This is a genomic window from Moorena sp. SIO4A5 (assembly GCF_010672005.1).
Classification (GTDB): domain Bacteria; phylum Cyanobacteriota; class Cyanobacteriia; order Cyanobacteriales; family Coleofasciculaceae; genus Moorena.
This window is the reverse complement of the sequence record NZ_JAAHHZ010000523.1, coordinates 1-3,417: the sequence shown is the minus strand read 5'-3', so window position 1 is coordinate 3,417 and position 3,417 is coordinate 1. Positions and strand designations below refer to the sequence as shown.

At 37.5% G+C, this 3,417-nt stretch carries 2 protein-coding genes and 1 pseudogene; 1 reads left to right on the top strand and 2 read right to left on the bottom strand.

Going from position 1 to position 3,417, the window contains the following annotated elements; translation table 11 throughout:
* Nucleotides 1-329, top strand: a pseudogene (locus tag F6K57_RS40330) (hypothetical protein); the annotation flags it as partial.
* 463 nt (nt 330-792) lie between these two features.
* On the opposite strand, the gene F6K57_RS40325 reads toward F6K57_RS40330, so the two are convergent.
* Nucleotides 793-1,278 (bottom strand): NINE protein, encoded by a 486-nt coding sequence (locus F6K57_RS40325; RefSeq protein ID WP_075899697.1) that lies wholly within the window; start codon nt 1,276-1,278, stop codon nt 793-795.
* 171 nt (nt 1,279-1,449) lie between these two features.
* The gene (locus F6K57_RS40320) at nt 1,450-2,409 is read right to left on the bottom strand and encodes a hypothetical protein (RefSeq protein WP_075899695.1); all 960 of its coding nucleotides are present in this window, start codon (nt 2,407-2,409) and stop codon (nt 1,450-1,452) included.
* Nucleotides 2,410-3,417: the final 1,008 nt, after the last annotated feature.

The window sequence follows — 3,417 nt, the reverse complement described above, 5'->3', positions numbered from 1 at the left end:
TTAAAAAGCTTAATCTCAAAGATAATAAGACCTCCTATTATATTAAGCCTGATCAATGGCAGCCCAGGTTAGAGGAAGCACTAGAAGCAGCGATCGCTCCTGCTAGTCTGGAAGTTTTCAATGGAGAATTAAGGCGGTCTCAACTTTCCCAGAGGCTGGATAAACCACAGCTGATTTTGACTGCAAATAGTTTACTTAGTCTGACTTACCGCTATTCAGCTAAAGAACTGCCAGCAGTTTTAGATGATTATTTAACTGGATCTAACGTATTTGTTCTGCTAAATAAAGAGTCTGTAAGAGGGAACAGCGGATCTGGGAACAGGGAATAGTGGGAAGAGGCCGCATTCAGAACATTTTGTTAGTTAAATATCATAATGTTACTTGTACAGCATTAATTTTAGTAGATGTAGGGTGGGCAGTGCTTACCTTTAGGATAGTCAGCTTTTCAATTGGTCTGATGCACTGCCCACAATAAAATTAATGTTATAGCGTTTATTCCATGTATGAGGTACACTGCTCAACCTCAAAGTCCCCCTTTTTAAGGGGGATTTAGGGGGATCCCTTTGTAGCTTATGAGTCCTAGAAACGCTATATGTAAGCATTCAGCTATAAGCAGTTAGCCATCACCTAATCAACGGGAGATAGTAAACAAGCTGGTGGATGCTGATACGACTGGTTGGAAATCCCTGCTCGTTTTACTAATCCGACCCCATGCAGTTAAAGCGCCTGATAACTGATAACTGATAGCTGATAGCTGACGGCTGAATACTTACAATTTTATAGTTAATTTTATTATATAACTTTGTAGATAATTGCTCCAGTATCGGGGTGATTATCTACCATTATTAGCTCTTGCTTACACATAGTATTAAGCATCTCTTTGATCTCTTCAACTGGCTTTCCTGTAGCAAGTACGCAATCAGCTACAGATATGTTACCACCATTATCCTTTGCGACTTGAAGGATAAGTTGGGTGTCATTCTTGACCTTTTGGTTATCGGCACTTGGAGCAATTACATCTGCGACGTTGACAACAACCTGCGGAGTGACCTGGTTGTTTGGTTGTGCGCCGCCATAGAGCGTCCTATACTTAAGATTTTTCTCTTCAACCATTCCTGGTATCATAGCTAAATCTACAAGTTGCCCAAATCCAAAAAAACCAAATGTAAATAACCAGATGGTTCCACTAACGTACTTACCAGTGTAAAAACGGTGGACGCCGAAAAAACCTAATAAACAGGTAAGCCATAAAAGGTAAGCTATTTCAGTTTTTCTCATGATTGAACTACTCCTTATCTAAATATCTGCTCGTTAATTAGTTCGTAGGGTGCGTTAGGGGCGGGCTTGCCCTCATGTTATCGGTAGCCAGTGTTGGCAGAGCCCGCATAGTTTTTGAGGTTATTAAAATCTGGCTTATTTTTCATAACCTAGTTGTAAATTAAATAGTTTCTATTTTTCTGGAGTAACCGACACATTCCGTAACTCAGTATTGATAAAACCAGTGTAATAAGAGCTTTTCAAATGATTTATAAATTGGAGGACATCTATCTGTTTGACATCTAGTGAAACTCCCTTAAAAGTAATAATAGCTTCTATTGGTATATCCTTAATTAAGCTATTGTTGACATAACCATAACGGTTATTACTATATGTCCCCAATTCAACTTTTGTGGCTACATATTCTTTCCCTTGGTCAAGTAGTCTACTTCTTCCCTCACGGTGGTTGGAATACAAATGCAATTTAACATTTTCTTTGGTACTTGTGATTAAGATAGCGCAAATTATGGATTGAGTACTTGAATTTACATTGTAGGATTTTTGGCAACTTTTCAATTCATAGATAATACCTGACAGCTCAACTGATTGGGATGAAACTGGAGTCGGTTTAGATTCAGTAATTACTGAAGTTCTCGTAGCTTGCGATATTGTGTCAGGCTTACCAAGATTTTTAAGCGTTTTATTTTCAGTCTTGAGGTCTTCGATTCTTTCGTTTAGTTTATCCTTGTCTGTTTCCAAATCCTTGACTTTATCTTGGAGGTCTTTGACTTGTAGTTTCAGCTCCCTTGATTGTAAAGACTCATCATTAGTTAGTCCTACGAATTCCGGAAATTTAGCCACAATAACTTCTCGGAGTTTATACCCTCCAAAGGCAGATAATGGTGCTGTCAAAATCATTAGGATTAAGGCAAACTTAAAATAGTTTGTCCATTGCCGCATTTTCAATTCTCTATTCATTTGTTTACAAACCTCATCAATATCATTTTCAAGAAGTAGATCGGATAGTCCTAATTCCCTTAAACTATCCTTAACCGTTTCAATGGTGATTCTGCCTTCCAGCTCATTTTTACGTTTGGAAAGCCGTTCTACTAATCCTTGGAATTGTTCTTCGGTTAAGCTATTTTTGATCATTTGCTTTATTGACCTTAACTTGAGATTATTTATAGCTACCTTAAACTATTTATTTTTTGGTATTATCAGAAATCAATAATGGAGTTGCTCAGTTCTTCAGTAATGGTAGATGTCAAGAAAATTAGGGCTTGAGATTGGTAGAGATAATACCAATCAATTCGTTATTGATATCTGATTTACTTTACCAAACCAGTATTACACACAATTCTAACAATTTTAGTTAGTCTAAGTTAAATTCATCAAAGCTTTACATTTATGAGTTTTTATCATAAATACTTTGATAATAGATAATTCCGAACAGCTTATGAGTAAAGGATTTAAGGGATTTTTGTCCTAGTAAGTAGGAAGTATAAAGTAGGGCATGAGCAGTCAATGAAGTGGTCTGAAGCACTACCGAAGCTACATGAAGTAAATTAAGATTAATCTAGTATTTATATTTGAGATGTGAACAAATAATCCCAAGGTTTAGGAAACCTAAAACTCCGCATAGCTAAGAGCAGTAAGGAATACAGAGTTTTTTAGTTTAGAAAAAATCACACTCTAGTTTTACAACTCATTTATACAATTAAAAGTAAGTCTAAATACTCATTGCTAAATCAAAATAAATTTGATGAAACTATCAATACAAATAGGGAGAGGTGAGAAGTTAGCTGTAGCGAACGCATCATCACCACCAAGCCCAAATCCTAAAACCAGATAACCAAACAGTGAACTAAGAAAACGCGATGTTCCTTTGGAACCGCTTCGCGTAGGCGCTGTTGCTGAATCAAGCTATGAACGAACAATAGAATTAGCTTGTGCTAACGTCAGCTGACCGCTGACCGCTGACCGCTGTTCGCCTAGCGTGCGCTACGCGCATATGCTTACCTGAAATCTTATTGGTAAATTAGACATAGCACTGGTTTCCCAAAGCAAAGAGCCTTATGACTGCTAAAACGATCTCGCGCTACGTTACTCGTAATCCGGAAATTTTGAACGGAGAACCAATCATCATCGGCACTCGGACAT